Source organism: Streptomyces sp. NPDC014623, from assembly GCF_043088245.1.
Taxonomy (GTDB): Bacteria; Actinomycetota; Actinomycetes; order Streptomycetales; family Streptomycetaceae; genus Streptomyces.
Genome location: NZ_JBIBZU010000006.1, coordinates 109,106 through 129,475 on the forward strand (window position 1 = coordinate 109,106; position 20,370 = coordinate 129,475).

General features: G+C 68.9%; 26 protein-coding genes. 19 read left to right on the forward strand and 7 right to left on the reverse strand.

From position 1 onward, the window contains the following. Positions 1-151: 151 nt before the first annotated feature. Together ACF1FZ_RS12615 and ACF1FZ_RS12620 are read right to left on the reverse strand one after the other, a co-directional pair. Positions 152-817 (reverse strand): YdcF family protein, encoded by a 666-nt coding sequence (locus ACF1FZ_RS12615; RefSeq protein WP_391773358.1) that lies wholly within the window; start codon positions 815-817, stop codon positions 152-154. Next, a complete protein-coding gene (locus ACF1FZ_RS12620; RefSeq protein ID WP_391773359.1) occupies positions 814-1,608 on the reverse strand; it encodes a GntR family transcriptional regulator in 795 nt (264 codons plus the stop codon). Before ACF1FZ_RS12620 ends, ACF1FZ_RS12615 begins: the two co-directional genes overlap by 4 nt. 160 nt (positions 1,609-1,768) lie before the next feature. On the opposite strand from ACF1FZ_RS12620, the gene ACF1FZ_RS12625 reads away from it, so the two are divergent. The 17 genes from ACF1FZ_RS12625 (at position 1,769) to ACF1FZ_RS12705 (ending at position 13,898) form a co-directional block, all read left to right on the forward strand. Beyond that, complete coding sequence (locus ACF1FZ_RS12625) at positions 1,769-2,098, forward strand: hypothetical protein (protein ID WP_109878396.1); 330 nt, start codon at positions 1,769-1,771, stop codon at positions 2,096-2,098. A 2-nt stretch (positions 2,099-2,100) separates the two neighbouring features. Next, entirely contained in the window at positions 2,101-3,447 is a 1,347-nt protein-coding gene (locus tag ACF1FZ_RS12630) for an FtsK/SpoIIIE domain-containing protein (RefSeq protein WP_391773360.1), read from the forward strand. 34 nt (positions 3,448-3,481) lie between these two features. Then, entirely contained in the window at positions 3,482-4,150 is a 669-nt protein-coding gene (locus ACF1FZ_RS12635) for a DUF2637 domain-containing protein (RefSeq protein ID WP_391773361.1), read from the forward strand. Between the two features lie 20 nt (positions 4,151-4,170). After that, positions 4,171-4,359: a mobile element transfer protein gene (locus ACF1FZ_RS12640; RefSeq protein ID WP_391773362.1), complete on the forward strand. Its 189-nt coding sequence runs from the start codon at positions 4,171-4,173 to the stop codon at positions 4,357-4,359. Positions 4,360-4,371: 12 nt separating this feature from the next. Then, entirely contained in the window at positions 4,372-4,710 is a 339-nt protein-coding gene (locus tag ACF1FZ_RS12645) for a SpdD protein (RefSeq protein ID WP_391773363.1), read from the forward strand. Between the two features lie 91 nt (positions 4,711-4,801). Beyond that, positions 4,802-4,984, forward strand: a complete 183-nt coding sequence (locus ACF1FZ_RS12650; RefSeq protein WP_391773364.1) for a hypothetical protein — start codon at positions 4,802-4,804, stop codon at positions 4,982-4,984. A 52-nt stretch (positions 4,985-5,036) separates the two neighbouring features. Continuing rightward, entirely contained in the window at positions 5,037-6,443 is a 1,407-nt protein-coding gene (repSA, locus tag ACF1FZ_RS12655; RefSeq protein WP_391773365.1) for a replication initiator protein RepSA, read from the forward strand. Positions 6,444-6,445: 2 nt separating this feature from the next. Continuing rightward, positions 6,446-6,655 (forward strand): excisionase family DNA-binding protein, encoded by a 210-nt coding sequence (locus ACF1FZ_RS12660; protein WP_303260791.1) that lies wholly within the window; start codon positions 6,446-6,448, stop codon positions 6,653-6,655. Next, positions 6,655-7,782 (forward strand): tyrosine-type recombinase/integrase, encoded by a 1,128-nt coding sequence (locus tag ACF1FZ_RS12665; protein WP_391773366.1) that lies wholly within the window; start codon positions 6,655-6,657, stop codon positions 7,780-7,782. Before ACF1FZ_RS12660 ends, ACF1FZ_RS12665 begins: the two co-directional genes overlap by 1 nt. A gap of 327 nt (positions 7,783-8,109) precedes the next feature. Continuing rightward, a complete protein-coding gene (locus ACF1FZ_RS12670) occupies positions 8,110-8,589 on the forward strand; it encodes a hypothetical protein (protein ID WP_391773367.1) in 480 nt (159 codons plus the stop codon). Continuing rightward, positions 8,586-8,954 carry a DUF6907 domain-containing protein gene (locus ACF1FZ_RS12675; RefSeq protein WP_391773368.1) on the forward strand — a complete coding sequence of 123 codons (369 nt, stop codon included), beginning with the start codon at positions 8,586-8,588 and terminating at the stop codon, positions 8,952-8,954. Before ACF1FZ_RS12670 ends, ACF1FZ_RS12675 begins: the two co-directional genes overlap by 4 nt. Continuing rightward, positions 8,951-9,763: a DUF2637 domain-containing protein gene (locus ACF1FZ_RS12680; protein ID WP_391773369.1), complete on the forward strand. Its 813-nt coding sequence runs from the start codon at positions 8,951-8,953 to the stop codon at positions 9,761-9,763. The genes ACF1FZ_RS12675 and ACF1FZ_RS12680 overlap by 4 nt, the downstream gene beginning before the upstream one ends. After that, positions 9,760-10,065 carry a hypothetical protein gene (locus ACF1FZ_RS12685; protein ID WP_391773370.1) on the forward strand — a complete coding sequence of 102 codons (306 nt, stop codon included), beginning with the start codon at positions 9,760-9,762 and terminating at the stop codon, positions 10,063-10,065. Before ACF1FZ_RS12680 ends, ACF1FZ_RS12685 begins: the two co-directional genes overlap by 4 nt. Before the next feature lie 80 nt (positions 10,066-10,145). Then, positions 10,146-10,310, forward strand: coding sequence for a hypothetical protein (locus ACF1FZ_RS12690; RefSeq protein ID WP_391773371.1), 165 nt, complete (start codon positions 10,146-10,148; stop codon positions 10,308-10,310). Between the two features lie 26 nt (positions 10,311-10,336). Then, entirely contained in the window at positions 10,337-10,663 is a 327-nt protein-coding gene (locus ACF1FZ_RS12695) for a hypothetical protein (protein ID WP_391773372.1), read from the forward strand. 87 nt (positions 10,664-10,750) lie between these two features. Then, positions 10,751-12,910, forward strand: a complete 2,160-nt coding sequence (locus ACF1FZ_RS12700; protein WP_391773373.1) for an FtsK/SpoIIIE domain-containing protein — start codon at positions 10,751-10,753, stop codon at positions 12,908-12,910. 718 nt (positions 12,911-13,628) lie between these two features. Beyond that, on the forward strand, positions 13,629-13,898 hold the full coding sequence (locus tag ACF1FZ_RS12705; protein ID WP_391773374.1) for a GntR family transcriptional regulator: 270 nt from the start codon (positions 13,629-13,631) through the stop codon (positions 13,896-13,898). A 305-nt stretch (positions 13,899-14,203) separates the two neighbouring features. Here the strand turns inward: ACF1FZ_RS12705 and ACF1FZ_RS12710 are convergent, their stop codons facing one another. From ACF1FZ_RS12710 to ACF1FZ_RS12730, 5 genes are all read right to left on the reverse strand, one after another. Then, the gene (locus tag ACF1FZ_RS12710) at positions 14,204-14,443 is read right to left on the reverse strand and encodes a hypothetical protein (protein WP_391773375.1); all 240 of its coding nucleotides are present in this window, start codon (positions 14,441-14,443) and stop codon (positions 14,204-14,206) included. Between the two features lie 9 nt (positions 14,444-14,452). Further along, complete coding sequence (locus tag ACF1FZ_RS12715) at positions 14,453-15,391, reverse strand: hypothetical protein (RefSeq protein WP_391773376.1); 939 nt, start codon at positions 15,389-15,391, stop codon at positions 14,453-14,455. Between the two features lie 17 nt (positions 15,392-15,408). Next, entirely contained in the window at positions 15,409-17,259 is a 1,851-nt protein-coding gene (locus ACF1FZ_RS12720) for an ATP-binding protein (RefSeq protein WP_391773377.1), read from the reverse strand. Further along, entirely contained in the window at positions 17,256-18,137 is an 882-nt protein-coding gene (locus ACF1FZ_RS12725) for a bifunctional DNA primase/polymerase (RefSeq protein ID WP_391773546.1), read from the reverse strand. The genes ACF1FZ_RS12720 and ACF1FZ_RS12725 overlap by 4 nt, the downstream gene beginning before the upstream one ends. Positions 18,138-18,217: 80 nt before the next feature. Continuing rightward, entirely contained in the window at positions 18,218-18,421 is a 204-nt protein-coding gene (locus tag ACF1FZ_RS12730) for a helix-turn-helix domain-containing protein (RefSeq protein ID WP_391773378.1), read from the reverse strand. Between the two features lie 25 nt (positions 18,422-18,446). On the opposite strand from ACF1FZ_RS12730, the gene ACF1FZ_RS12735 reads away from it, so the two are divergent. Beyond that, the gene (locus ACF1FZ_RS12735; RefSeq protein ID WP_391773379.1) at positions 18,447-19,145 is read left to right on the forward strand and encodes a helix-turn-helix domain-containing protein; all 699 of its coding nucleotides are present in this window, start codon (positions 18,447-18,449) and stop codon (positions 19,143-19,145) included. Continuing rightward, positions 19,138-20,340 (forward strand): tyrosine-type recombinase/integrase, encoded by a 1,203-nt coding sequence (locus tag ACF1FZ_RS12740; protein ID WP_391773380.1) that lies wholly within the window; start codon positions 19,138-19,140, stop codon positions 20,338-20,340. The genes ACF1FZ_RS12735 and ACF1FZ_RS12740 overlap by 8 nt, the downstream gene beginning before the upstream one ends. Positions 20,341-20,370 lie beyond the last annotated feature (30 nt).

A 20,370-nucleotide genomic window follows, 5' to 3' on the forward strand; every position in this document is an offset into this window, starting at 1 on the left:
CCACTGCGGGTGCGCGTCGGCGGCGGCAGCGCCGAGCGGGCCGAAGGCAGGAGCGCGGGCGCAGCCAGAGCCGGGAAGCGCGCCCGGCGGAGCGGAGCGCAGCCGGGTGCCTTGATGAGGTAGAGAAACCTGTAACAGCACTCGGCGGCGGTCAAGCAGAATGCGAATCGTTCGGCAGGAGGCGGCTGGTGAAACCGGCTTGGCGGAGTCGCTGGTACGCCTCGGCCACGTCGGCAGGGACGGGCTGGCGGATCATGAATCCCTGATCGGGATAGATCATCAGTCGCTGCAGCGCGCCCGTAAGCATGTCGATCACCAGGCGTGCGTCACCGATGGAGTCCACGTACTCGTCCAGCGTCATCGGTGTCGAAGCGCTGACGATCTCCACCTCGGGCCACAGCTTGCGTGCAGTGGCGTATGCCCGCCGTTCCTCGTACGGCTTGCTGATCAGCAGGACAGAAGCCACCTCGACGCCCCCCTCCTCCAGCACCTCCCGCGAGAAACGGATGTTCTCACCCGTGTTGCGCGCCTTCTGCTCCACAAGAACAGCGGAGCTGGGCACACCCAATTCGAGTGCCCGCTCCCGGTAGTGGACTGCTTCCCCGCGAGGCATTCGCTCCCGGGTCGTGGGGCTCGTGGCTCCGGTAAAGAGCAGAAGCGGCACCAATCCCCGCTGATACAGGTCCGCCGACGTCTCCGCTACTCCCAGATCATGGCTGCCGAGCCCGATGGCAACGGAGCAGGGTTGAAGAGTGTGGCCCATTTGGTGGTAGTCCCAAATGCGCCGAGCGTCGGCCCAGTCCTGTGCAGAGATCACTGCGAGCCTTCCTTGTCCCTCGCGGAATCAGGCACCTGGAAGTCGTATTCCCAGGCGAATCGTGATGCCGCGTGCACCCCGATGGCGAACTCCACGACCGTGCCGTCAGCTGTGAACGTCGTTCGGTGCAGTTCAACAACTGGCTCTCCGGGCGGCAGCTGCAGAAGCCTCGACTCGTCCGGGGTGGCTGCCCGAGCGAAGATCCGTTCTCTCATGTGGTCGATCTCGTAACCGGCGTCGAAGAGCACGCGGAAGCCTCCGCCCCGGCCGGCAGGCCCGGGAGTTGGGTCAACGATGCGGGTTCCCTCGACGTGTTCGGGTCGGTAATAGCTCGTCAAGGTGTGGGTGGGCTGCTCGCCTTCCTTCACAAGCCGCGCCCGCGCGTACACCTCAGCTCCTTCGGGTAGGCCGTGAGCTGCCGATACGGCGGGGGGAGCCTCCACGCGGCTGACAGTCTGCGTCTGCTCGTTCCGGCGGTAGGCACGTCCACTCGCCACACGGTCCGCGATGAACGCCACTTCGTCGCCATCGCGCCACTTGGCCTTGTCGTATCGAGCGATACCGAGTCGCTTGAGGGGAACTTGCTGGCGCACGACTGTGCCGTGACCGCGGGATGAAGTGACCAGACCCTCTGCTTCAAGAGCCTTGTAGGCGGCGTGGACGGTGGACTTTGAACCCTCGCCCGCCTCCACAAGCTCCCGGATGTGCGGAAGCTGCGCGCCCGGAGCGTAGTCACCGCCCCTGATCTGTTCGGCCAGCTTGTCTGCTAGCTCTCGCCACTTGGGCGCCATCCCGAACCCCTCTCGTCGAAACCAAGTCAAACACAGTCCCAGGACTGTTGACAGTCCCAGGACTACGGGTCATTATCTTGCTTAGCGGTTCGCAGTCCTAGGACAGCGGGCCCTGGGGGTCCTTATTTGGGCTGCTCCACATCAATCCAGGGAGTATCAGATGCCGTCGTTCAAGATCGATGTTTCGACCGCTGTCGTGTTCGTTGCGACGCCTCCGACGCCGAAGCTCGTGAGCAAGCAGACCGGTGAGATCGCGATGGACCGGGAGACCGGTGCCCCGCTCGCGACAGTGGGCCTGCTGATCTCGGATGAGGGGGAGGGCAACCTCTACCAGGTGACGGTGCCGAGCACGGGTGTCCCGGAGAACCTGGCCCCGGGGACGCCGGTCACGGTGATCGGGCTCAAGGCGCGGGACTGGGAGAACACGTTCAACGGTCAGACCCGGCACGGGATCAGCTTCCGCGCGGTGGCCATCACGGCGGGTGCCTGATCATGTCGGACCTGACCACGGTGATCGAGGTGGCGGGGGCCTTATCGGCTGCCGGTGGACTCGGCTACGCGAAGGTGCGCGCTCCTCGCGTGTTCTGGTCGCTGGCCGGTCTGCCGGTCGCCCGGGTCCGCTTCGCCGCCACGTACCGCTCCACGATGGATGTCTGCGGGCTGACGGTTCAGCCGTCTCGCCTGCGGGCGTTCATGGTCCGTAACGTGGCCCGCCGCCAGGACGTCCAGCCGGTCCCTCCCAGGGTTCGCCGGGTCCGCGGCTCCTCCACCGGAATGCGGGTCACTCTCCGCCTCCCGGCCGGTCTGGAGCCCGCCGACGTGGCAGCCGCTTCGGAACGGCTCCGGCACGCCTGGGGCGTCCACTCCGTCCACGTTGTAGAGATCAAGCCCGGCTTCGTCGAACTCCGCATGACCGGGTATGACGTGCTGCGGCGAGTGAAGATGCCGCGCCGCCTGCCCCGCAAGGTCACCTCGGGCCCGCTGGTGGTGGCGGTGGCGCTGAGGGAGGACGGGACCGCGTTCGTCCGCGACTACCAGAAGATCCCGCACAGCCTGACCTTGGGTGCGAACCAGTCGGGCAAGTCGATGTATCAGCGCAACCTCATCACCGGTCTAGCCAAGGTCCCGGTCGGCCTGGTCGGCATCGACTGCAAGCGCGGGGTTGAACAGCGCGGATACGCACCCCGTCTCTCTGCCCTTGCCATCACCCCGGACGAAGCCTCACAGCTCCTGGAAGTCCTCGTGCGGGAGATGGAAGAGCGCTTCGACACCCTGAGCGCCCACGGAGTCTCGGACCTCTGGGACCTGCCGGCCAAAGCGCGGCCGGTGCCGTTGGTGGTGCTAGTGGACGAGGTGGCTGAACTCTTCCTCGTTGCCGTGAAGAAGGACGAGGAACGCCGGGACCGCATGGTCATGCACCTTGTGCGCCTCGCCCAGATGGCCCGTGCGGTCGGGATCTATCTGGAGATCTGCGGGCAGCGCTTCGGCTCCGAGCTCGGCAAGGGCGCAACCATGCTCCGCGCCCAGCTCACCGGCCGCGTCGTCCACCGCGTCAACGACAAGCAGACCGCCGACATGGGCCTGGGCGACATCGCCCCGGATGCGGTCTTCGCTGTGACCACGATTGCGCCGGACCGTCCCGGTGTGGCCGTTGCGGGCGACTCCTCGGGGGGCTGGTCCCGCATTCGCACCCCCGAATTGTCCGCCGCCGACGCCGTGGCCATCTGCCACGAATACGCGCACCTGACTCCCGACGTTCCGGCTCTGGCCCCGTTCCGCCCGGTCGTCCGCACCGCCCCGGGGTCGGCTTCGCCGCTGGGCGCCCCGGTCACCGCGTAGCACCGCACTTCTCCCCCGGAAAGGAGGTGCCCTGATGTCCCGCAGCATCCGCCTGGACGCCGTGCTCGTCCAGGCTGTCATTGCCGGTGCGCTGTCCTTCGCCCACCTGCATGACCTTGCCGAAGCGGCCGGACAGGACGGCTGGAAAGCCTGGGCCTACCCGATCAGCGTGGACCTGCTCCTCGTCGCCGCCTGGCGCCGCATGCGCACCCACGCCGACAACCGCGCCGCCTGGGTCTGGTTCGTCATCGCCCTCGCCGCGTCGCTCGGCGCGAACATCGCCACCGCCGGACTCCTCGACCTCGAAGCCGTTCCAGCCTGGCTCCGCATCCTCGTCGCCGGGTGGCCTGCCCTCGCCTTCCTCGGCGGAACCCTCCTCGCCCACGCCCCCACCACACCGGAGCCCACGGCCCCGGACACTGCACCGCTGGCCGCTCCGGAACCCGAAGAAGCCCCGGGCCTCACGGTGGAACGGGCCCCCGAACCTGCCCCGGAACTTCCGCCGGCACCCGCCCCCGTGCCCAAGCCTGCCCCGGTGTCCGCGCCGACTGTGGCTGTTCCTCCGGCCCTGCTCGATCACGCACAGAAAGTCGCCGACACGCATCACGCGACGACCGGCGGCCGCATCGACTCAGCCACCCTCCGCGCTCGCCTCAACGTCCCCGCACCGCTCGCTGACGCCATCACCGCCCAACTCGCCTGAGCAGAAGAGGAGGTACCGCTATGCCGCGCCCGAACCGCTTCACCGACGTGATCCGCATAGGCCCTGTCCAGGTCGGCACGTACTACGACGGCCGAGGCCGCACGAAGCACACCGCGGCCTGCACGGCTCCCGGCTGCAACTTCTCCGCCGACTACCACGGCCGTCCCGCCGCCGAGTTGGCCGCTCGCACTCACCGCTGCAATCCCTGAGAGGAGAAACCCATGTTCACCCCGAAGTACCCGGCCCCGGACACCGCGCCCACCGCAGACACATCCCTCGTTCAGCCGCTCACCGGCCTCGTGCACCCCCCGGCCTGCGACTGCCCTCACACCACCACGGCGGCCCCCGGGCCCGTGCCCGCTCCGGTTGCGGTCGGGCGGCCCTCGGTGCAGTTCACGCCCGGCGCCCTGGTCGTCGCCGCCGCGGGCGGGACCGCCTTGGTCCTCGTGGTGGGAACGGTCCTGGTCTCGATGCTCCTCGCGGTCGCCATCACCGCCGCGTCCGTCGCGATCTGCGCCGTCGTCCTGCGCTCGCTCCTGAACCACCAGCACAACCGCTGACAGCCCCCGGGGCGGCCTCAACCGCCAAGTTTCCGCCGCCCCGGGCGCCCAACCCAATCCAGATCCAACGGACCCGAAAGGGAGCTCCATCATGCCCCAGCACACCCGCCCCCGGCCGATCTGCGCCCACTGCGACGGCTTCCCCACCGTGGCCGTCACCACCGGCCAGACCACCCCGACCGGGCACCGGCAGACCATCACCGCAGCCTGCCCGGCCTGCCACGGCACCGGCCACAGCCTCCCCGCTCGCTCCCGCACCCGCGTCGGGGTGTGAGCCCCATGGCACTCCTGGACTGGAGCGACAACCACCCGCCCGAGGAGAACCAGTGACGGACACCGCCACTGCGGCGGGCCTGGACCCGGCCACCCTCGCCGATGTGCTGAGGGTGGCCGGGTCTACCGGCTTCGACCGCTGGGAAGAGCAGATCCGCCGCACCCAAGGGTGCGCACAGCCCATCCACCTCACCGGCGCCACCAAGACCACCGACCGGGCAACCGGTACCCTCCTGCACCACTACACGACCGACACCGAGCCCGGCGGCCGGTTACGCATCGCCTGCGGCAACCGCCGCGCGTCCCGCTGCCCCGCCTGCGCCTGGACCTACGCGGGCGACACCTACCACCTCATCCGCGCAGGACTCACCGGAGACCCCGACAAAGGCACCCCGCACACCATCCGCGATCACCCCCGCGTCTTCGCCACCCTCACCGCACCCTCGTTCGGCCCCGTCCACAACCGGCCCGGAAACCGGCCCTGCCGCTGCGGCACCCACCACCCCGAGACCGCCCCGGAACTCGGCACCCCGCTCGATGCGGCGACCTACGACTACGCCGGTGCGGTGCTGTGGAACAACCACGCCTCCGACCTCTGGCGCTACTTCACGATCTACCTCCGCCGCGAAATCGCCCGCCGCGCCGGCCTCACCCAGAAAGCCGCCCGGGAACAGTCCCGGCTGTCCTTCGGCAAGGTCGCCGAGTACCAAAAGCGCGGAGCGGTCCACTTCCACGCGGTGATCCGCTTCGACGGACCTGACGGGCCCGACTCGCCGCCCCCGGCCTGGGCCACCCTCGATCTCCTCGACGACGCGATCCGCGCGGCTGCCGCCCGGGTCGAAGTCACTGTGCCGGCCAATCCGGCTGCCGGGATCGCCAATGACTGGGTGCTGCGCTGGGGCACGCAGCTCGACGTCCAGCCCATCGGCGCGTTCGGGAACGGTGAGGACCTCACGGAGCAGGCCGTGGCCTCCTACGTCGCCAAGTACGCCACCAAAGCGGCCGAGACCACCGGCACCGTCGACCACCGCATCGGCAACAAAGAAGCCCTGATCCTCCTCGACGTGCCCGAGCACCCACGGCGGCTGATCGAAGCGTGCCTCGACCTCCACCACGCCTACCCCGACCGCAAGCTCCGCGACTGGGCCCACATGCTCGGCTTCCGCGGTCACTTCTCCACCAAGTCCCGTCGCTACTCCACCACCCTCGGGGCCCTCCGCCAGGTCCGCGCCGACTACCGCGCCAACCAGCAACGCGAAGCCCTCGGCCTGCCCAACCCTGACGACCACCCCGAAGCCACCACGCTCACGCTCGCCCACTGGACCTACGCCGGGCACGGCCACACCCCCGGCGAATCCTGGCTCGCCGCCAACATTCACCGCGACATCCAACACAACCGCGACACCGCCCGCGAACACCGCGCCGAACTCCAAGCGCTCGACACCACAGGGGAGTGGTGAGCATGGAACGACTGCTCAGCGTTGACCAGGTCGCCGAACTCCTTGGCACGACCGTCCGGTTCCCCCGGCGGCTGATCGAGGAACGCCGGATCACCTTCGTCAAGGTCGGTCGACACGTCCGCATCCCTGAGACGGCCGTAGCGGCTTTTGTCACGGCCAACACGGTGGAGCCCGTGACGATCCGGCGAGCCGGACTCCGGAGGGCTGCCTGATGACCAACAAGAAGGGCATCCGTCGGCGCTTCGGCTCCGTTCGGCAGCTGCGGTCTGGCCGTTGGCAGGCTCGATACCGCGACCCTGCGACGGGGCAGCTCCGCAGTGCCGAGCAGACTTACGCGACCAAGACAGACGCGGACGTCGCGCTGACCCACATCGAGGCGGACATCTCGCGTGGCCAGTGGGAAGACCCGGACAAGGGCGTTGTCCCTTTCACGACGTACGCCGATGCCTGGCTTCGGGACCGCAAGCTCGCCGACCGCAGCAGGGAACGGAACGAGGCAGTCATCCGGCTGCACATCACGCCGACGTTCGGATCCGGATCTCTGGCCGATGTGACCACGTCCCGAGTCCGGGCCTGGCGCGGAAAACTGCTCGCGGCCGGAGTGGGGGAGCCGACCGTCGTCAAGGCTTATCAGGTCCTCCGAGCGATCATGAACACGGCGGTTGATGACGAACTGATCCGTCGTAACCCCTGTCGGGTCAAGGGCGCAGACCGCTACGACGTGCCCGAGCGGCCTGTGTTGACCGTGGCTGAGGTGTACGCCGCTGCCGACGCCATCGCTCCCCGGTACCGGCTGCTCGTCCTGCTCGCCGCGTTCACCACGTTGCGCTTCGGTGAGCTGGCCTCTCTACGCCGCCGCGACATCGATACCGTCGGGCGCGTGGTCCTGGTGCAGCGCGCTCAGGCCGAGATGCAGAACGGCAGGCTCTTCGACAAGGCTCCGAAGTCGGCGGCCGGCGTCCGCCCCGTCGCCTTCCCGGACGAAATCCTGCCCGATGTCATCGAGCACCTGGAGCGCTACGCGGGTGCCGGCCGCGACGGCCACATCTTCCTCGGCCCCCAGGGCGGACAGTTGCGGCGCAGCAACTTCCGGGACGACTGGATCAAGGCGCGTAAGGCCGCGGGCATCTCTGCGGACGTCCACTTCCACGATCTGCGGCACACGGGGAACAACCTCGTCGCTGCGACGGCGAGCACGCGTGAGCTGATGACGCGCATGGGGCACAGCACGGCGCGTGCGGCACTGATCTATCAGCACATGACAGCCGACCGGGACCGCGCGATCGCCGATCGGCTGGGGGCGATGATCCGTAAGCAGCAGGGAGACGCCGGGACGTAGTGGCGCGTCTGTGGCACAGACGCGATCATGCGAAAGGGCCAGTTCGGGAGGATCAAGCCTCCGAACTGGCCCTTTGTGCTGTGCCCCCGGCAGGATTCGAACCTGCGACACCCGCTTTAGGAGTCCGTTCGGGGCACTCCTGTAACCAGCGCTGGAACCCTCACAGGCCGGTTGACCTGCGGATTTGGCTTCTCGTCATATCCCGTGTCATCCCGGCTAATCCCGTTCTCATGTGTACGCAATGTGTACTGAAAACGGGACGGCCCCGGGCGGTGTGCAACCACCTCCGGGGCCTGGCCGGACCCTTCACAGCAAGGAGTCCGAACCATGCGTAACACCATACTGACCAACGGCCCGGCACTCGACGGGCTGGCCTGCATCGACTGCAGCAGCTCTGACACCCCGCAGAAGCCGACGGGCGACCGCTCCCCGAACGGCGCCCAGTTGTTCCGCTGCGCCGACCTCTCAGACTGCAGTGCACGCCGCAGCGTCGACGAACCGCCCGCCCGCTCGTGCGTGCCCTGGTGTACGAACACGAGCGGCAACGAACACGAGTGGTGCGAGGGCGCGCACGCCGAGATCGCTACCGCCTCTCACGGCGCAGCCCTCTCCGCCTACCTGTTCAACCTCAGCGCCGGCAACCCCGTACTGGCCGTCTACGGCGAGGGGGCATCCGGCAGTGAGCTCGACCTCGCCGGGGCCGACGCGCTGATCGAGAACGTCGAGGCGTTCCTGCCGCAGCTGCGCGCGATGCGGCAGCAGCTCGCGGAAAGCGCCGCCGCGCCGGCCGCTGCGGAGCTCCAGTGACTGCCGAGCGCACCGTTACGGTGCCGACCGTCGACCAGGGCAACGTCACGATCACCGAACCGTCCTGGTGTACCGGGCACGAGGGGCAGGTTCCGCACCTACTGTCCGACACCGGGCACATCGGTGCCCCGCACCGCGCCAAGTTCGACGGGGAGGAGCTGGCGTTCGCCGCGCTCTCGCAGGACCCGTTCGCCGTGAAGTCCGACCGTGGTGTCGGTGTCCACGTCGAGATGGGGGCCCTTGCTTGCTCGCTCTCCCCGTCCGAGCTCGACGACCTGGCCGTGGTCCTCGTCAACTACGCGGGGACGCTGCGGCACCTTGCCCGCCAGCTGTCCGCGCTCCGTGCCGGTGGTGAGGGCCGATGAAGCGCGTCGTCGACCCTTCCCGCGCACTGGCTATCGCGGCCGGGCTGGTCATCATCGCGCTGACCGCCGTCGCGTTCTGGCTGTCCTACGCGCACCTGGCAGAAGTCGCCTTGGCTCACGGGCTGGGGCAGGCCAAGGCGCGCGCCTGGGCATGGCCGGCCACCCTCGATCTGTTCATCGTCGCCGGGGAGCTGATGATGCTGCGGGCCGCACTGGCACAGCGGGTCGACTGGTGGGCGATCGGGCTTACAGCGGTCGGCTCGGTCGGCTCGATCGTGTTGAACGTCGCCGGGGTGACCGGCGTCCGTGACCCGGGCATGGTGCCGATCCTTGACTTCGTCGTTGCCGCGGTACCGCCGGCCGCCGCCCTGCTCGCCTTCGGAGCGCTCATGCGGCAGGTTCACCAAGCTCTCGCCGGGCACGGCGACGAGGAGCCGGTGACCGACGTGGTTACCACCAAGGTGACCGTCGACCGGGCCGACGAGGATATGCCGTCCGTCGACGAGGAGCCCCCCGCCGTGGCTGCTCGCCCGGTCATCGAACTGCCCGCTGCGATCCCGATGTGGGACGGCTTCACCACCTCGAAGGTGGCCACTGCGGTACCCGCTGAGAAGCCCCGCCACGTGGTCACCGAGGTGGTGACCCGCACACCGGCTGACCTGCGGCGAGAAGCTGCCCGGCTGCACCGCCAGGTGGTCAGGTCGGGTGGGCGCGGGGTGACCATCGCGCAGCTGCAGGACGAGCTGGGTCTTTCCCGCCGCGACGCTACTGAGCTGCGCCGCCAGGTGGTCACCGAGGTGACCGCATGAGCAACCTCGACAAGGCGTCACAGGACGCCATCGACGCTGCAGCGAACAGTGAGCAGGTGGCTCTGATTCTCGCCGTCCTGCAGGCGCAGCAGCTCACACAGCAGCCGGTCACCCCGCCCGCACCGGCGCCCGCCCCCCGGACATCCGGCGGAACGGCCAAGTGGATCGGCATCGGGGCCGGCGGATCCGTGTTCCTCCTCGCCCTAGCCGTGTCCGCGGTCGCCGTCGCGATCAGCGCGGTCGCCCTCACCATCTGCGTCCTCGTCCTGCGCTCCGTCTGGCAGGACATCCGCAAGGGCTGACGACTGCCACGGCGCCCGGAGTGTGACCGGGCGCCAAGGGGAGCCGGGACAGCCCGGCCCCACATATCCAGGAGGACCCCATGACCGAACAGAACCACAAGTTCGACCTTGCCGAGCTCGCCGCCGAGGCCGCCCAGTGGGATGCCGCCGCACGGGCCGAATACCTGGCCGCTCACGGGCCCATCGACCACCAGGAGGCCATCTACGGGTGCCACGGAAGCCACGGCAGCCGAAGCGTCCGCTGACCACTGACGATCAGGAAGGACACCCCATGTACAGCTACACCCGAGCCGAGTCCCGCGAGCGTGGCCGCCTGTTCCGCAAGGGCTTCCACCAGGCCATCGGAGACAACCTCGACCCCGCGGTGACCCGCCGCATGCACGAGATCGACGCGAAGGCCGCCGAGCGCGGCGCACGGGAACTGGCCGCGCTGCAGTCCAAGACGGACGCCGACCGCCAGGCCGTCGCCGACGCCAAGGCCGCGGTCCGCACCAGCAAGTGGGGGCCCGACCGGGCCGCCGCCCGCGACGTGCTGCGCGCCGCTGAGAAGCAGCTCAGGCGCAGCGAGCGCGTCCTGCACCGCGCCGAACAGTCCTAGCCACGCCACGGGGCGGCCGCACATGCTGCCAGGCCGTCGGCCGCCCCGTGTCCCTGACCAGCCAACAGACCAGCAGGAGAGACCATCATGACCGACGCCCTCATCCGCCCCCTGAACGGGCACACCATCGAGAAGCTGCACCCGATCCCGCCGGAAGCCCTCGACACCCCGGCGCCCGTCATCGCCGAGCAGGCGCCGGCCGACGCCGAGGCGCCCGCGGTCGTCGAAGCGGTCGACCGCCCGGACAATCCGCTCGCCGACTGGCTGACCGTGCCCGACGCCCCCGTCCTCCCCGCATGGGCGCGGTCCGCCGCCTCGATCAAGGCGAACGTCGGCGCGTTCGTCCGGCTCACCTGGTGGCAGGCCCGCTACCACGGGATCCGCACCCCGAAGTACCTCGTGAAGACGCTGCTGTTGGCCGCTCGCGGCTTCTACCGGGCGACAGTGAGACTGTGGCCGACGCTGTCCGCGCAGGACCACAGTGCGGCCGTGAAGGCGCTTCGCGTGCAGAGCAAGGCCAAGCCCGAGGACGTCGAGTTGGCGCTGCGGCTTCAGATGGCGCACGCCAAGCGAACCCAGACCCGGCGGTGGCGCTTCGGTACGGCGGCCGTCGCGGTTGCCGCGGCAACGATTGGTATCGCGCTCGCTGACCCGCTGTTGCAGATGGGCATGGCGGGGGCGATCGTCACCCCGCTCGCCTACCTCGGCCGCGGGAAGGAGACTCACCTCCTGGACCACGGCGCCCCGCCGCTGCGGGTGGACATGTCCGCGCAGCAGCTCAACGACGCGTTGCGGGCGGCCGGCCTCCTGAAAAGCGGCCGGGCCTCCGACGACGAGAAGGACGCTCCGCGGGTCTCTTGCTCGATGGGCCCGGTCCGTGACGGCCGCGGCTGGGCTGTGATCTTCGACCTGCCCCGGGGTGGCGGCAAGACCGCCTCCGACGTCCTGGCGAAACGGGAAGTCATCGCGCAGGAGCTCGGTGTCGACGAGATCCAGGTCATCATGTCCCGCGTCCGTGCGGCCAAGGGCGGCAACGCCGGCCGGGTGTCCATGTGGGTGGCCGACGACGACCCCTACCTCGGCACGCCGAACCCGTCGCCGCTCGCGTCCGCCGAGACGTTCTCCATCTGGGACCCCATCCCGTTCGGCCAGGACGCCCGCGGCAACCGCATCGAAGTCCCGGTCATGTGGCAGAGCATGTTCTTCGGCGGCCTGCCCCGCCGGGGCAAGACGTTCACACAGCGCCTGATGACCGCGGCCGGGCTGCTCGATGCCTACGTGCGGCACTACGTCGCCGACGGCAAGGGTGGCGCCGACTGGATGCCCATGCGGGCCGTTGCCCACCGCCTGGTCATGGGCGCAGAGGACGATGCGATCGAGGCGCTCAAGGCGATGCTGCAGGAGCTCCTCGTCGAGATGGAGCGCCGCTTCGCGATCCTGCGGGAACTGCCCACCAGCATCTGCCCCGAGGGGAAGCTGACGCCGGAGATCGTCCAGCGGTACAACCTGCCGGTCATCTTCGTGACCATCGACGAGCTGCAGGAGTACTTCACCGCGATGGAACGTGAGGACCGTGAGCAGGTCATCAACGACCTGTGCCGCATCGCCCGCCGGGGGCCGGCCGCCGGGTTCGTGTCCAACTTCGCCTCCCAGCGCCCGGACGCCGACTCGGTGCCCACCAAGCTGCGGGAGATCATCACCCTGCGGTACTCCACGCAGGTCGTCGACCGGGCCAGCTCCGACATGGTGCTCGGCAAGGGCAAGGCCGCCCAGGGCGCCGACGCTTCCGTCCTGTCCGAAGACCACGTAGGCACGGGCGTCCTCGTCACCGGGCCCGCGTCCTACGTCACCGTGCGGGCCGACTACCTCGACGGCCCCGGCTTCGCCACCCTGTGCGCGAAGGGCCGCGCCCTGCGGCAGGCTGCCGGCCAGCTCACCGGGGACGCGTCCGGAGACGTCACCGCGGCCGCCGACGCCGCCGGGGTCAAGCTCGCCCCGATCCTCTCCGACGTCCTCGAGGTCATGCGGCACTCGCCGCGCATGTTCACCACCGACCTGCTCGCCGGTCTCGTCAACCTCGACGAGGACGTCTACGGAGACTTCAACGCCGAGCGCCTGGCCGCCGAGCTCGAGACGGCCGGCGTCAAGCGCACCAGCAAGCAAGTGAAGATCAGCGGCACGAACGCGGCCGGGTACCAGCGGCGCGACATCGAGGGAGCCGTGCCCGCCGAGATCCTCCTCGGGTAGAGGGACCTCCCCCTACCCGGCCCCAATACGGCCCCTGCTACCGACGCCCTCAACGCTCTTCTGAGGGGCCCGGAAGTAGCGGGGGCCCATTACCCCGGTAGCGGGGGCGGTAAGGGCTTCTGACCTGCTAGGTAAAGCGGGTAGAGGGGGCCGTACCCACATACGAGGAAGGCCCCCAGACGTCAGCCTGGGGGCCTTCCTCCTGTGCATGGGGGACGGTCAACGCCGGTGGCATGAGCAGTCGCACCGGTGAGATTCGATCGGCCGCTCCCACGCCGGGGCACCTGGCCGGCGAATGACATAAGGGCCGGAACACTCTCGGTGCTCACCGATCCGGCAGGCCGGAGCAAGCGCGACCGGCGTGGTTGTCACGGCTGGTCGACATACGAGGCAAGCCCGCGCTGCTCCCGGCACGGGGCACACGCGTACAGCCCGGCCCCCGGACCCGAACCCTGCTCAATCACACGGATCAGCACCGCAGTGCCGGACGGCCCCTCGTGCCAGTGGCACCAGCCGAACCCCGCGGAAGTCGAAGGGCCGCCAGTAGTCTCGGTCATGGCTTCCTGCTCTCTCAGGTCGTCCACGCCCCCGAGCCCGGCCAGGCTGCGGGGGCCTTGTCGTGCTTCCGCAGCGTAGAGCACTTGTATCGCTCTGTCTCGGTGCGTCTCTATACGTATCTCAAGATGCCGACACATGGTGCTCTACCTAGCTTCGGACCATGGCCACCAACCCGGACGCCGAGATCGACCACGAAGGACCAGTGACGCCGTACCGGCAGCTCGCCGAGATTCTCAAGTCGCGCATTGCCCGCGGCGACTGGGCGGAGGGTCGGCCGATCCCGTCCGAGAACCGGCTCGTGCAGGAATACGGGCTGGCCCGCTCGACCGTGCGGCGAGCGATTGCCGCGCTCGTCGACGAGGGCGTCGTCTGGACCGTGCAAGGGCGCGGAACCTATGTGGGGCAGCCGGGCGAAGACGCAGAGCAGTAGCGGCGCCCCTGGGGGGTGACTCCCCCTCCCCACCCCCCGCGCCGCCCGGGAGGTGCTGCTGCTGTCCGTCTGTACGGGTCTGGGGAAAACGGCCCGACGGCCCTTTCCTGGCTCTCAGCGCCCGCTCTGCCGCCCGTTCGCCGGGCTTCCGGGGTGTTTCGGTCCCTCCGTGCGGCACGCGGGCGCCTGTCGCTTCGGCGTGTCGCCGGACCACATAACCCCTGGTCGGGCGGCTGGAAGCGTACGCCGGTAGAACGGCGAAGCGCCCCGCCGGCCGGGATGGCTGACGGGGCGCTTCGGATCAGTCAGGCCGCGGGCGGCCGGTCGTCGTTGCTCTCCCACTCGGACAGCCGACCGCGGGCAGCGGCGCCACGCGTGCCGCCCTGCTGCGCGATGTGCGCGAGCTTGATCCGGTTCATCCGGGAGTCGTTGAGAGCGCCGAACTCTTCGGCGGGGGTATCGGTGCTCAGTGGCCCGAGGAGCTCTCGGTACAGCTTCCGACCATCGGCCTCAATGTCCCTTTGGCGCCTGCTGGTGTCGGTCATGATGTCGCCTCAGCCTTCGATCGTCTGGAACTGGACGTACGCGTCGCCGTCGCCGTTGACGTGCCGTGTCGGGATGCGCCGCGGTTCTCCGGTCGTGCGCGTCTTGGGTGCTTCCCCGTCGCGCTTCGCAGCTTCTTCGCGCTGGTCTTCGTACGCCTTCTTCAGCTCACCGATCGTCGGCACCCATGGCCGAACCGTCGGGTTTGTCAGCAGCCACATGAGCCATTCGCGGTCGTGCTGTACGTGGAAGGGGCGGTTCGGGCTGCTTGCAGGCCACGGCGGTCGGATGGGGTGTTCGCCGTGCGGGGTCGGTGTCCACTCGGGCCAGACTTCGGTGACGTTCTGGATCTCGGACCAGACGTTGAAGACCGTGTTGAAGCCGATGTGACCGGTCTTGGTGGCGACGTCCTGCCCGATCGCCATTCGGGTGATCGTGTGTTGTGCGCTACGGATGGCGTTGTAGCGGGAGATCACGTCAGCGAACCCGGACCAGGCGGCAACGGCGTCGGGGCCCCGGTCGATGGCGGTCTGTGCGTCGTGCACGTTGCAGAGTGCTGCCGCCATGGGCCGCGCCTGGTCGAGCAGCTCGTCGAGGACGGGGCGCAGGGCGCGCAGGCCATGGTCGGCGCCGGCCCTCGCGGTGTTCTCTCCGTGGTTCTGCAGTCGCTTCGCAACGCCGAGGAGTACCTGCAGTTCGTTGTCACGGAACACGTCGGCCTGCTGTGCCTCCCATGCTCGGCGGCCGACGTGGTCGGGGATGGGCTTGCCCGAGGTGATCGCCTCGAACGTCTCGGCGCCGAGGTCGACGGGTGTCCGGCTGGTCGAGGAGCGCAGTTCGGTGATCCGCTCCTGCAGGATGGTGTCGGCGGCTTGCACTGCGCGGAATCCGGGGATGGCGTCGCGTGCGACTTCGAGCGGTTCGCGCTCGGTCATGGCGGTGTCGGTCATGGTGGTGCCTTTCATGATCAGGTTGCGTCGGGGTTGCAGTTCGGGTGGGCGGTCTGTCCGGGCTCGATGAGCGCCATCGGAAGCCCGCACTCAGCACAGAGGGAACTCTCAAGTTCAGAGAGGGGCTGCGAACGAGCACCCGCAGCACCCGCAGCACCCGCAGGCTCGTGTTCGGGCACGTCAGGCAGGGTGCTCGCTGCGGGTGCTGCGTCGACCGGAGCACCCGCGCTAGCGCCCGCAGCGCCCGCCGACTGCCCGCTGCGGGTGCTGGATTTGCCGCTGCGGGTGCTAGCCCTTGACGCAGCACCCGCGCGTTCGTGCTGGTCAGCGGCGGTGGCGGGCGCTGCGGGCGCTGCGGGTGCTGTCTTGCGCCTACTCTCCGATGACGTGAGCTGGTAGAGGCGCGATCGGTTGCCCTTCGGCTGTCGCTGCGAGTCATCCACGTTGACGCCGACCGTGCGCAGCGCAGGCGCGAGACGCTTGAGCTGTCCGGCGGCACGGGTGGAATCCTTAGGCCACTTCTTCGGTAGACGCTCAGGGGTGGGCACGGCTTCGAGGAGTTCCTGCGCGGTCAGAGTCACACCGTCGGGGCCGGCCGCGTCGACCAGGGCGACAACGGCTTGGGCGAACGGCTCGCCGTCGAGGACGTCCGCGACCGCGTCCCGTGCGCTGCTCTTGTACGAGTCGAGGGTGTGCCATCCCTGCACCTGGTCGACTGCGGCCAGGACGCGGGCAAAGTCCGCCATGCGGGGCCGCTCGGTCAACTGGATGTCGGGCAACACCTTGAGAACCTGCGCGAGCAGATCGAACAATGAAGCCAGGATCGAGGCGTGTGCCTCCGCGTATACGGCGTCCAACTCGGCTTCCTCGCGCCGCTTATGGTCTGGAATCAGGTTCAACTCGATGGTCAGTAGCCGTTCGGCCAGGTCGCCCGCGAGAGCGCCGGCGTCGATCGTCGTCATGGCGAGCACCCGCCGGAACTCCAGGACTACGACATCGTCGTCGGTGTAGAGCGCGCGGTCGACGATGCCGTCTCCGGTCACTGCGCGGCACAGCGCGTCGGACAGCCAATCGGCGATGATCGACACATTGTCGAGGCACAGCGCCCACGAGTTGAACGCCTGCGTTGCCCACGACTTGATATCGCGGGGAGCCGTACGCTTCGGGGCCCCAGACGGGTCGATGATGCCGATGACCATCGCGGCCCCCTTCGACTTCCCCGTGCCCTGCTCCCCGCGGAAGGTGAGGATCGGGTGCGGTAGGTCAGGGATGAACGTCGCGACGAGCCACCCGACGAGCAGCCGAAAGCCCTCATCGCTGGTGTTCATCAGGTCCCGCAGCTTGGTCAGGCCGTCGCCGTCGGCGAGCGGTTCGGGCAACGGCTTCATGGCACCCGAGCGCCGGAACAGGACCGGGGAGCGTGCGACGCGCTGCCATCCGTCCGGGCTGATGACGACGCACCGGCCGTCGGCGGTCGCGAGGTCGACGACGATCGAGTCACCGTCCCGGGCGACCCGGACGTGGGGCACGCGGGGTTCGGCGGACGCCGCGACGCCTTCGAGCACGGTCATAGCGTCGGCGAGGGCCGACTGCGAGGGAACCGCGCCGCCGTTGTCGTCGGTGTAGATCCGGGCGAGCTGGGAGCGGAGCCCTGCCCGACCTCGCAGGGGCAGAGCGATGTTCGCGCCGTCGTGCTTGACGCCGTACGGCCGCCCGTCCTCGGACATGAAGAGCTCGTACCGTTCCCGGGCCAGGGCGACGAGTTGTGATGCCTGCGAAGGGCCGCGGCCCTTGCTGTCGTCGGCGAGCCCGGCCCGCTGCAGGATCTCGCGGGCCTTCTCGTCGATGTTCTCGTCGTCTTTGCTCATGTGCGGTTCCTTGAGGGTGCGTGGCGTGCGCTCGCGACCGTGCGCGACGCCGCGGCTTCCGGGTGCCCTGCCGCGACTGCGGCGTCTACGAGCGCGTTGGTGACGGCGACCGGGTCGACGCCGGTCTCGAAGGCTCGGCAGGCCGCCCAGTAGAGGCGGTTGTTCAACTGGCCTTGCGGGGCGTTGAGGATGTGCCGGATCAGGCCCGTGAGCACGGCAGAGCGGCGCCGCAGGGGGATCTGTACGGGCCTGGGAGTCTGTACGGGTGCGGACTTAGGGATCATGAGGCTGATGAGCCATGCGGGGGCCTGCGCCACCGGGTGCATGTGCTCGACGCGGTAGGTGCCCTTTGGTGTCCATGAGCCAGGGCCGACCAGGTATCCGCCGTATCCGCGAACGTCGATTCCGGGCCCGAGCTTTCCCGCGCTGTTCTGCACGAGGGCTGCGGCCGGCCCGGTCAGCCACAGGTGCAGTCCGCCGCTCGGAGTGCTGATCACGACGGTCTCGGGCACGCTGGATCCGTGCTCGTCGGCCAGGGCCTTGAGCGAGGCGACGCCGTCCACGCCGTTCTTCCGGTCGAGGTCGACCCCGAGCAGAGGCCGCTCGCCGCGCCCGCAGGCGATGCCGTAACCGGTGGCGTGCGGGGCCGCCGCGAACAGTTCGGCGAGTCGCTGCGGGTCGCCGGTGGCGTCGTGGACGCCGTGGCCCGGCCGACCGCATTCCGCTCGACACTTCGGTGTCCCCTTAGGGTCATCGCGGTGCGGTGAGCGGATCGCGGGCATCTTGGTGCGCCCGATCGGGAAGACGTGCATGCCGCGGCGGGTCGCTTCGGTCGCGTCGCGCAGGGCGTTTCGCCACCGGTCGCCGTGTGGCACCATGTCGAGTGACTCGCCCGCCAGGTAGTCACTTGCCCCCGCGACCTGTTCCCGCAGGCCGGGGGTGTTTTCGTTCGTGTGGCTCATGCGGCTGCCCCGGTCTCGACGGTGCGTGAGCACATCCAGGCTTCGACCGCTGCGCGGTTGTAGCGGATGCGCCCGCCCCGACCGGGCGTGAGCTTGATGTACGCCGGGCCAATGCCCTGCCAACGCCAGTTGGCGAGCGTCTGCGGACTCACACCCATCAGTTGGCCGGCCTGCGCCGGTGTGAGCTTTTCCGATCCCATGTGAACTCCTGTCGAGATTTTCTCGATGAGTACTTGCATCATCGCGGTAAAGTCCGTGATGATGTGGAGCGTAGCCGGGATGATCCCGGTCTGCAAGATCCGGTTTTCTGTCGAGAAAAGCTCGACTGATAACGTCCGGATCATGACGACAGGACGTATCGAGTTGGGACCGACCGGGCGGACAGTTGCCGCCAACGTGAAGCGTCTGCGAGAGGCGCGCGGGCTCACCCTGCGCGGCCTCTCAGCAGAATTGAAGGAGCGCGGCCGGCCTCTCAGTGCCGACGCCCTTAACAAGATCGAGAACGGCGCGCAGGCTGACGGCCGCGCAGTTCGGCGGGTCGACGTCGACGACCTGGCTGCGCTGTCCGCAGCCTTCGGTGTCGGCCCCCTCGCGCTGTTGCTGCCTGTCGACACCGAGGCGTCCACCGCGGTGCATGTCACCGGCACGCAGCCCGTCAGTGCCCACTCGGCGTGGATGTGGGGCACCGGCGAGGGGCCGATCGAGATGCCGCAGGAGCGTGGCACCGCTGCATCTGGCAGGGCCCTATACGCAGCCGTTTCGCACTACCGCCTGCACGGCCTGCCTCACTGGCTCGCCGAACTGCAGGATGCCCAGCATGACCAAGGTGCACGAATGGCCGCAACAGAGGCGGTACGCGAGGCCGGCGGGTACATCGGGCCGGAGCGCTATCGGCCGAAGCGACCTGGGGGTAGCGATGGCTAGAGTCTGGATCGAGGACCGACAGAACCACGCCGACTACCAACAGGCGTGGGAGAAGTGGCAGGAAGCGAAGAAGGCTGGCAGTAAGCGGCAACCGCCCGGCCGGTGGCGCGTCCGCTGGTACGGGCCGGACAACAAGCCGAAGGCCAAGACCTTCGGCAAGCTGCCGCAGGCCGAGGCAGAGAAGCAGCTGCTTCTCGGTCGTCTCGACAAGGGTTCGTACCGCGACCCGCAGTCGGCTAAAGCGGCGCTGCGCGTGGTGGCCGAGGAGTGGCACGACTCGCTGCGGAAGCAGGGGCGGCGCACGAAGGACGACTACCGGGAACTGCTTGATCTGTACGTCCTGCCGAGGTGGGGGGACTGGCAGGTTGGCTCAGTCCAGTGGGCCGACGTCTCCGAGTGGGTCAACGAACTGTGCCGCCAGCCCGGGAAGGCCGGCCGCCCGCTCAGCCCGTCCCGGATCGCGAAGACGTACTACGTGCTCAGCGGCGTGATGAAGCACGCGGTACGGACGCACCGGATCGCGGCAAGCCCGGTCACCAATCACGACCTGCCGCGTGCGGTCGACGACGAGGATCACGTCTACCTGTCGCATGGCCAGCTCGAGGAGCTGGCCGAAGCTGCAGGCCGGTACCGGACGTTCGTCCTCGTCCTCGGCTACTGCGGCATCCGGTGGGGTGAGGCGATCGCGGTTAAGGTCGGACGACTGCAGCTTGAGCAGCGGCGCATCCGGATCGCGCAGGCGTACTCGGACATCGACGGAAACCTTGAGCTGGGACCGGTGAAGAATCACGAGAAGCGGTCGGTACCGCTGCCGCGGTCGTTCGCCGAGGAGCTGCGGCCGCTGACCGTAGGCCGCGCTCGGGACGAGCTGTTGTTCACCGCGCCTGAGGGCGGACCGATGCGCTACCCGAACTTCCGCCGGCGCGACTTCGACAAGGCAGTCAAGGCGGCGGGGCTTGCCGAGCTCGGGGTGACGCCGCACAAGCTGCGGCACACTGCGGCCTCGCTCGCGATCCGGGCCGGTGCCGACGTGAAGGTCGTGCAGACGATGCTCGGGCACAAGTCGGCGGCCATGACACTGGACGTCTACGGGCACCTGTTCCCGGACCGACTGGACGAGGTGGCGGACGCGCTCGATGCGGGCCGCGCTGCCGCTCTCGCCAGGCGCACGGCGCCGATCACGCTGGGAGGGTGATCGAAACCATGTGTACAAAATGCGTACTGC

What these genes read in the sequence shown, in the direction of transcription:
- ACF1FZ_RS12705 (WP_391773374.1), top strand. Translation starts at nt 13,629, where the DNA reads ATGGCCACCAACCCGGACGCCGAGATCGACCACGAAGGACCAGTGACG.
- ACF1FZ_RS12725 (WP_391773546.1), bottom strand. Translation starts at nt 18,137, where the DNA reads ATGGTGCCACACGGCGACCGGTGGCGAAACGCCCTGCGCGACGCGACC.
- ACF1FZ_RS12680 (WP_391773369.1), top strand. Translation starts at nt 8,951, where the DNA reads ATGAAGCGCGTCGTCGACCCTTCCCGCGCACTGGCTATCGCGGCCGGG.
- ACF1FZ_RS12620 (WP_391773359.1), bottom strand. Translation starts at nt 1,608, where the DNA reads ATGGCGCCCAAGTGGCGAGAGCTAGCAGACAAGCTGGCCGAACAGATC.
- ACF1FZ_RS12670 (WP_391773367.1), top strand. Translation starts at nt 8,110, where the DNA reads ATGCGTAACACCATACTGACCAACGGCCCGGCACTCGACGGGCTGGCC.
- ACF1FZ_RS12635 (WP_391773361.1), top strand. Translation starts at nt 3,482, where the DNA reads ATGTCCCGCAGCATCCGCCTGGACGCCGTGCTCGTCCAGGCTGTCATT.
- ACF1FZ_RS12730 (WP_391773378.1), bottom strand. Translation starts at nt 18,421, where the DNA reads ATGGGATCGGAAAAGCTCACACCGGCGCAGGCCGGCCAACTGATGGGT.
- ACF1FZ_RS12685 (WP_391773370.1), top strand. Translation starts at nt 9,760, where the DNA reads ATGAGCAACCTCGACAAGGCGTCACAGGACGCCATCGACGCTGCAGCG.
- ACF1FZ_RS12645 (WP_391773363.1), top strand. Translation starts at nt 4,372, where the DNA reads ATGTTCACCCCGAAGTACCCGGCCCCGGACACCGCGCCCACCGCAGAC.
- ACF1FZ_RS12625 (WP_109878396.1), top strand. Translation starts at nt 1,769, where the DNA reads ATGCCGTCGTTCAAGATCGATGTTTCGACCGCTGTCGTGTTCGTTGCG.
- ACF1FZ_RS12630 (WP_391773360.1), top strand. Translation starts at nt 2,101, where the DNA reads ATGTCGGACCTGACCACGGTGATCGAGGTGGCGGGGGCCTTATCGGCT.
- ACF1FZ_RS12710 (WP_391773375.1), bottom strand. Translation starts at nt 14,443, where the DNA reads ATGACCGACACCAGCAGGCGCCAAAGGGACATTGAGGCCGATGGTCGG.
- ACF1FZ_RS12665 (WP_391773366.1), top strand. Translation starts at nt 6,655, where the DNA reads ATGACCAACAAGAAGGGCATCCGTCGGCGCTTCGGCTCCGTTCGGCAG.
- ACF1FZ_RS12740 (WP_391773380.1), top strand. Translation starts at nt 19,138, where the DNA reads ATGGCTAGAGTCTGGATCGAGGACCGACAGAACCACGCCGACTACCAA.
- ACF1FZ_RS12720 (WP_391773377.1), bottom strand. Translation starts at nt 17,259, where the DNA reads ATGAGCAAAGACGACGAGAACATCGACGAGAAGGCCCGCGAGATCCTG.
- ACF1FZ_RS12690 (WP_391773371.1), top strand. Translation starts at nt 10,146, where the DNA reads ATGACCGAACAGAACCACAAGTTCGACCTTGCCGAGCTCGCCGCCGAG.
- ACF1FZ_RS12640 (WP_391773362.1), top strand. Translation starts at nt 4,171, where the DNA reads ATGCCGCGCCCGAACCGCTTCACCGACGTGATCCGCATAGGCCCTGTC.
- ACF1FZ_RS12650 (WP_391773364.1), top strand. Translation starts at nt 4,802, where the DNA reads ATGCCCCAGCACACCCGCCCCCGGCCGATCTGCGCCCACTGCGACGGC.
- ACF1FZ_RS12695 (WP_391773372.1), top strand. Translation starts at nt 10,337, where the DNA reads ATGTACAGCTACACCCGAGCCGAGTCCCGCGAGCGTGGCCGCCTGTTC.
- ACF1FZ_RS12715 (WP_391773376.1), bottom strand. Translation starts at nt 15,391, where the DNA reads ATGACCGACACCGCCATGACCGAGCGCGAACCGCTCGAAGTCGCACGC.
- ACF1FZ_RS12700 (WP_391773373.1), top strand. Translation starts at nt 10,751, where the DNA reads ATGACCGACGCCCTCATCCGCCCCCTGAACGGGCACACCATCGAGAAG.
- ACF1FZ_RS12735 (WP_391773379.1), top strand. Translation starts at nt 18,447, where the DNA reads ATGAGTACTTGCATCATCGCGGTAAAGTCCGTGATGATGTGGAGCGTA.
- ACF1FZ_RS12660 (WP_303260791.1), top strand. Translation starts at nt 6,446, where the DNA reads ATGGAACGACTGCTCAGCGTTGACCAGGTCGCCGAACTCCTTGGCACG.